The 5,667-nt window shown below is 71.3% G+C and carries 9 protein-coding genes and 1 pseudogene; 7 read left to right on the top strand and 3 right to left on the bottom strand.

What is annotated here, in order from left to right:
- From VG276_29400 to VG276_29390, 3 genes are all read left to right on the top strand, one after another.
- Positions 1-610, top strand: a 610-nt coding sequence (locus VG276_29400) for a hypothetical protein (GenBank protein HEV8653403.1), incomplete at its 5' end; no start/stop codon positions are given.
- Positions 611-826: 216 nt separating this feature from the next.
- Entirely contained in the window at positions 827-1,528 is a 702-nt protein-coding gene (locus VG276_29395; GenBank protein HEV8653402.1) for a DUF433 domain-containing protein, read from the top strand.
- Positions 1,503-1,946 carry a hypothetical protein gene (locus VG276_29390; protein HEV8653401.1) on the top strand — a complete coding sequence of 148 codons (444 nt, stop codon included), beginning with the start codon at positions 1,503-1,505 and terminating at the stop codon, positions 1,944-1,946. The genes VG276_29395 and VG276_29390 overlap by 26 nt, the downstream gene beginning before the upstream one ends.
- 248 nt (positions 1,947-2,194) lie before the next feature.
- On the opposite strand, the gene VG276_29385 is transcribed toward VG276_29390, so the two are convergent.
- The gene (locus VG276_29385) at positions 2,195-2,419 is read right to left on the bottom strand and encodes a tyrosine-type recombinase/integrase (protein ID HEV8653400.1); all 225 of its coding nucleotides are present in this window, start codon (positions 2,417-2,419) and stop codon (positions 2,195-2,197) included.
- 47 nt (positions 2,420-2,466) lie between these two features.
- Here VG276_29385 and VG276_29380 point away from each other — a divergent pair, with 47 nt between their 5' ends.
- On the top strand, positions 2,467-3,021 hold the full coding sequence (locus VG276_29380) for a hypothetical protein (protein HEV8653399.1): 555 nt from the start codon (positions 2,467-2,469) through the stop codon (positions 3,019-3,021).
- A gap of 11 nt (positions 3,022-3,032) precedes the next feature.
- Here the strand turns inward: VG276_29380 and VG276_29375 are convergent, their stop codons facing one another.
- Both VG276_29375 and VG276_29370 read right to left on the bottom strand, forming a co-directional pair.
- On the bottom strand, positions 3,033-3,536 hold the full coding sequence (locus VG276_29375) for a hypothetical protein (GenBank protein ID HEV8653398.1): 504 nt from the start codon (positions 3,534-3,536) through the stop codon (positions 3,033-3,035).
- A 6-nt stretch (positions 3,537-3,542) separates the two neighbouring features.
- Positions 3,543-3,782 (bottom strand): hypothetical protein, encoded by a 240-nt coding sequence (locus tag VG276_29370; GenBank protein HEV8653397.1) that lies wholly within the window; start codon positions 3,780-3,782, stop codon positions 3,543-3,545.
- A gap of 165 nt (positions 3,783-3,947) precedes the next feature.
- Here VG276_29370 and VG276_29365 point away from each other — a divergent pair, with 165 nt between their 5' ends.
- The 3 genes and pseudogenes from VG276_29365 to VG276_29355 form a co-directional block, all read left to right on the top strand.
- Positions 3,948-4,130: a hypothetical protein gene (locus tag VG276_29365; protein ID HEV8653396.1), complete on the top strand. Its 183-nt coding sequence runs from the start codon at positions 3,948-3,950 to the stop codon at positions 4,128-4,130.
- Positions 4,081-4,733, top strand: a pseudogene (locus tag VG276_29360) (aldo/keto reductase). Before VG276_29365 ends, VG276_29360 begins: the two are co-directional and overlap by 50 nt.
- A gap of 124 nt (positions 4,734-4,857) precedes the next feature.
- A partial coding sequence (locus tag VG276_29355; GenBank protein ID HEV8653395.1) for an aldo/keto reductase occupies positions 4,858-5,667 on the top strand: 810 nt, incomplete at its 3' end.

The raw sequence follows: 5,667 nt of genomic DNA, 5'->3' as shown, positions 1-5,667 counted from the left end.
GTCCGTGGCGGCGGTGCGCAGCGAGGTCGTCCGCCTCCAGGAGGCGGTCGGGGACGTCGAGGCCGTGGTCGACGAGCGCGGGTGGCTGCCGCAGGAGCGCCGGGAATTGGCACTTACGCTCTTCTCCGCCCGCCGCTGCGTTGAGGTCCGGGAACTGCGTGAGCGGGTCAGGGAGCAACAGGCGAGGCTGAAGGCCGCCAAGGGCCGCGCCGAGCGGGTACCGATCCGCGACGCGCTCAACCGGGACACGCCCCGGCTGGAGTTCCTCATGGCGATACCGCCACTCGAGGCTGCTGATATGTGCTCGGAGTGTGTCTCACCGGCCAGATGGCACGGTTTCGTCATCACCGGTGCGAATCCCGACGCGGGCCCCTGTCCGGCTTGGCCACGGTGGGCGCAATGCATCCGCAAGGCGCGGGAGATGATCGCCGCCGCGGCCAACGAGAAGCCTGCCGAGCCGCCTCCTCCGAAGCCAGAACCGCTGGCCGTCGTCGCCTCCGGGCTGCCGATCGACGAGGTCATAAGGCAGCTGACCGACCTTAAGGCCAAATACCCTGCTGCGCGGGTTTGCCGTGGCAACCGGAACCGGTGGGAGATCTGGCCCGAATAGCGCTGTCCCGCGCCAGGCCCGCGCCGGCCGAGACGCTACTCCACGCCCAGCCTCTGGCGGGTGCCCGACGGGCTCGCGCGCTCCACTGGAGGTCGCCAAACCGTGAGTTTGCGACCATGCGCATGCCCGGAGGGCCATCAGGCCTGTGGACAGCGACTCAGGCGTCGCGAGGTCGAGGTAGTGTTGTCCCAACCGCGCATCAGAAGGGGCTGGCCGGTGGCGACCACGGATGACCTGCGCTTCGACGTGCCGCTCTACACCCTCGAGGAGGCGGCAAGCTTCCTGGGTGTCCCCCGCTCGACCTTCGTCACCTGGGCACACGGCTACGTCCGCCGCTCCCTGGGGCAGCAAGAGGTCCGCGCCGCCCCACTCATCACCACTCTGCCCGCGCCGGCGGGGCTCCCCAAGATCCCGTTCGTCGGGCTGGCGGAGGGGATGGTCGCCGCCGCCTTCCGCAAGGCCGGCGTGTCCATGCAGCACATCCGCCGATCGCTCCAAGTCCTGCAGCAGGAGCTCGGCGTCGAGCACGCCCTGGCCTCGGGCCGGCTGTACACCGACGGGTCGTCCATCCTGTACGACTACGCCAGCAAGCATGGCGACGAGGAGATCCTCACGGTGGTCCTGACCGGCCAGCGGGTCTTCTCCGACGTGATCCGTGATTACCTCCAGCGGATCACCTACGCCCAGGACAACTGGGCAGAACGGATGGTGCTGCCGATCACCCGCCGGCACGTCGTCGAGGTCGACCCCAGCCGCGCCTTTGGCCAGCCTGTCTTCGTCCGCGGCGGCGCGCGCATGGAGGACGTGCTTGACCGCTTCCGGGCGGGTGAGCCGCTTGCGTCGGTCGCTCGGGACTTCGATCTGGACCATCAGGACGTGGAAGACGTGATCCGTGCCGCGCTCCCGCCCGCCGCGTGACCCGCCCGAGTTCTTCGTCGACCGCAGCCTTGGCTACCACATGCTTCCCGATGCGTTACGCGAGCTCGGCTTCGTCGTGCATACGATGCGGTCGGTCTACGGGCCGGACGCGGAAGAGACCGTGCCCGACGTGGACTGGCTCTCGCAGTCAGGCCGGGCTGGCTGGGTGACACTCACCAAGGATGACGCGATCCGCCGCCGCCCTGTGGAGCTGCAAGCGCTCGCCGCGCACGGCGTTCGCGCGTTCTGTCTCACCAACGCGAACCTGACGGGAGAGCAGCAGCGTGACCGCTTCCTGGCAAATATCAACCGTATGACTCAGCGTTCGCGTCGCTCCGGTCCGTGGATCTGCGCCGTCTACGAACGGCAACTCGTCCAGATCTGGCCAAGGTCTGGCAGCCGGGATTCGCAACGCTGAGGCTGGTGGTCGCCCCAACGGTCAGGCGCCTGAGACACGCCACGCGGCTGACCGGATCCCTCCCGATCAACGGCGGCGTCCCCACGCACGGGCGTTCACCCACAGCGCCGGCCCCGGCGCGCCGTGGTTCGTATGCTTACCGGTCCGCCTCCGCTGAGCTGCGGAAACGCCCGACTCGTAGTCGGCAGTTTCCGAGGGCCGCCGGGCCGCCCGGGGCCGCCGTGCAACCCTGGTGCAACCCGGCGCGCTCACTCGGCGCCGCCGAGCGCGGCATCCAGGTGCGCCGCCGCCTTCGCCGCCGCGTCCGGAAGCGCGTGGACGTACACCCGCAGGGCCAGGGCGCCGCCGTCGGCGTGGCCGAGCTGGGCGGCCAGGTCCGACGCGGGCACGCCGGCCGCGGCCAGGAAGCTCGCGGCCGAGTGGCGGAGCGTGTGCACGTGCACCGCCGCGGGAAGCCCGGCCCGGCGGACCAGTGCCCGGAACGCCGCGGAGGCGTAGTCGGGGCGGACTGGCCGTCGTCGTGGCAGACGACGAGATCGCCGGCCGCGTCGTAGGCGCCCCCGAGGGCGAGCCGGATCCGTGCCTGCTCGGCTCGGCGGCGGCGCAGCGCCGCGGCGGCGAACACTGGCAGCGCGAGCACCCGGTAGCCGGCGTCCGTTTTCGGTCCCTTCACCTGGAGCTGGCCGCCGACGATGCGCGCCGACCGGCCCACGCGCACGGTGCCCGCGTCGAGGTCGACGTCGGCCCAGCGCAGCGCGAGCAGCTCGCCGCGGCGGCAGCCCAGCGCCAGCCCGAGCGTGGTGAGCATGGCAAGCCATGCGGGCGCCGTGGAGACCGCGGCGAGCAGGCGCCGCGCCGCCGGGGCTTCATCCAGCCCCCGAGCCGCTGGGTCGGCTACTGCATCCGCTGTGCCCACAAGCAAGAGCTGGCCCGCCAGCGCGAGCTGCGGCGCCAAGCCCGCGCGAACCGGCCCTGCCAGGGCTGCGGCCAGCGGTTCACCGGGGCGAGGTCGGACGCGCGCTACTGCTCGGGCGCGTGCCGGCAGAAGGCCTATCGCCAGCGAGGCGGATCGTGACCCGCCTCATCTCACGCGGTCTTGCGGGGCCGGCCGGGCTTGCGCTCCCAGCGCCGCCCGAACGCCTCGATCCCCGACCGAACCCACAATGGCCCGACCCGCAGCCGATACAGCGGTTCGGGGAAGCCGGCATGCTCCTGGGCGAGCTGGTGCAACCGCTGCCGCGACACCCCGAGCAGTTCCGCGGCTTCCGGCCCCGACACCAACTCCGGGTAGTTCGGCTGGGCCAACTCCGCCTCAAGCACGTCCTGGCGGGTCGCCTCAAGCCGCACCATCGGCCAGTCGGGCAGGCCCGCCGCCGCGGCCGCCTTGCGCACCACCTCGGCACCGGTCATGGCCGCCCGGTCCGCATCGTCGGTCTCCACACTGATCCGAGCATCCCAAGCGCCCTGGCCACCCCCAATCACGCCATCGTAGGCCGCCACGGCATCCGCAAAGCTGTCCAGCAGCCACTCGTCAATCTCGGGAGCCTGATCTGGGCAGCGAGCCTCCACGCCGACGCTGAACCAGGTCATCGTCTCCTACCTCCTCGGCGGCCAATGGCCGCCCTTCCGCCTGACCTCAGCCACGAAGTTGTTGAACGCCCGCTGGGAGCTCGGAGTCTTCGGGAGCTTGATCGGTTGGTGAGCCGGGTCGGCCGGGAGGAGCCTCGGGTAGCCGCCGCCGGGTCTGCGGTACGTCCAGCCTTCGTTGTCGATCAGGTGGACGACGACCTTGCGGTAGTCCTTCGGGATCTCCTGGCCTGGCCGGTCGCCCCCCACCGTAGTCCCTTCCCTTGCCGGATGTCAACGGTTATCGTAGCTGTAAGACGCGACATTATCAAGAGATTCTCGCCCGGCCGGCGCCTTCCCCCGCCGGCCGGGCACCCGGCCTGACCTGCCCCTATGCGACCATGAGCCAAAGCAACCATCAAGGAGGAGATCCCCTTGACCCTGACCGACCTCGCCGCCGACCCCGAGACCGCCGAGCTAGCCTTCCGCGGCCATCTCCGCACCTTCCACCGCCGCCTCAACAACTACCACTTCGGCGGCCGGCTCACCCCGCCGCTGATCGAGTTCGCCGCTCCAGGAGACGCTCCAGGCCCTGGACGACCTGGTCCACGCCGGTAAGGTCCGCTATGTCGGCTGTTCCAACTACGCCGGCTGGCAGCTGATGAAGGCGCTGGGCGTCGCCGAGCGGCGGGGCCTGCCCCGGTTGGTCAGCCAGCAGATCCACTACACGCTGCAGGCCCGTGAGGCCGAGTACGAACTGGTGCCCATCGCCGTCGACCAGAGCCTCGGCATCCTCGTCTGGAGCCCCCTGGCCGGCGGGTTGCTGAGCGGCAAGTACCGCCGCGACCAGCCGGACCCAGAGCAGTCCCGGCTCCTGTCCGGCTGGGACGAGCCCCCGGTCCGCGACCAGGACAAGCTGTACGACATCGTCGAGGCCCTGGTGGAGGTGGCCAAGCGTCGCGGCGCCTCCCCGGCCCAGGTGGCGTTGGCCTGGCTGCTGGCCCGGCCGGCGGTGACGTCGGTGATCATCGGGGCCCGCACGACCGACCAGCTGGTCGACAACCTCGGCGCGGCCGACCTGACGCTGAGCGACCAGGAGCTGGCCCGGCTGGAGGAGGTCAGCAGGCCGCCCCTGCTGTACCCCTACTGGCACCAGGCCAAGACCGCCGCCGACCGGCTCGGCCCGGCCCGGCCGACCTCTCGCTGCTCGGTCCCCACCTGGCCGGGGTGACCCGTCCAGCTCGCCCTCGATCAGCCTCGACGGTAGCGTTGGGGTTCACGGTCCGGACCGGTCGGGTTCCGTCGGGCCGGTGCCGGGGGTGCCGAGCGAACAGGGACTGGGTACGTGCAGCAGCGGAGACTGGGTCGCCTTGGCCATCAGAGTTCGGTCCTGATCTACGGCGCGGCCGCCCTGGCCGAGGTCGACCAGGACACCGCCGACGCCTCGGTCCAGCTGGCCCTGGACGCCGGGATCAACCACTTCGACGTCGCGGCCAGCTACGGCGACGCCGAGCTGCGCCTGGGCCCGTGGATGCCCACGATCAGGGACAGGATCTTCCTGGCCACCAAGACCGGGCTGCGGGACCGGGACGAGGCGTGGGCGCAGATCAACCACAGCCTGGAGCGGCTGCAGACCGACCACCTCGACCTCATCCAGGTCCACGCCGTCGGCGACCTGGACGAGCTGGACCTGGTCACCCGACCCGGCGGGTCGCTGGAGGCGGCGGTCCGGGCCAGGGACGAGGGCCTGGCCGGCGCGGTCGGGATCACCGGCCACGGCCACCAGGCCCCGGCCACCCACCTGGAGGCCCTGCGGCGGTTCCCCTTCGACACCGTCCTCACCCCGCTCAACCACGTGCTGGGTCAGGATGCGGCGTACCTGGCCGACTACCAGGCCCTGGTCGCCGAGGTCCAGGCTCAGGACGCGGGGCTGATGATCATCAAGGTGGCGTCGCGCCGGAACTGGCCGGAGCCGGTCGAGCACGGCTACACGACCTGGTACGAGCCGTTCGACGACAAGCAGGGGGTCGCCGCCGCGGTTGCCTGGGTGCTGTCGCATCCCGAGGTGACCGGGATCGCCACCCCCGGCGACGTGCGCCTGCTGCCCCTGCTCATCGAGGCCGAGGAGCGCCTGCCCGAGACCAGCCTGGCCGAC

This window comes from Actinomycetes bacterium, from assembly GCA_036000965.1.
Lineage (GTDB): Bacteria > Actinomycetota > CALGFH01 > CALGFH01 > CALGFH01 > DASYUT01.
Note: the sequence above shows the minus strand (reverse complement) of the source record. Positions and strands in the feature narration are given on the sequence as shown.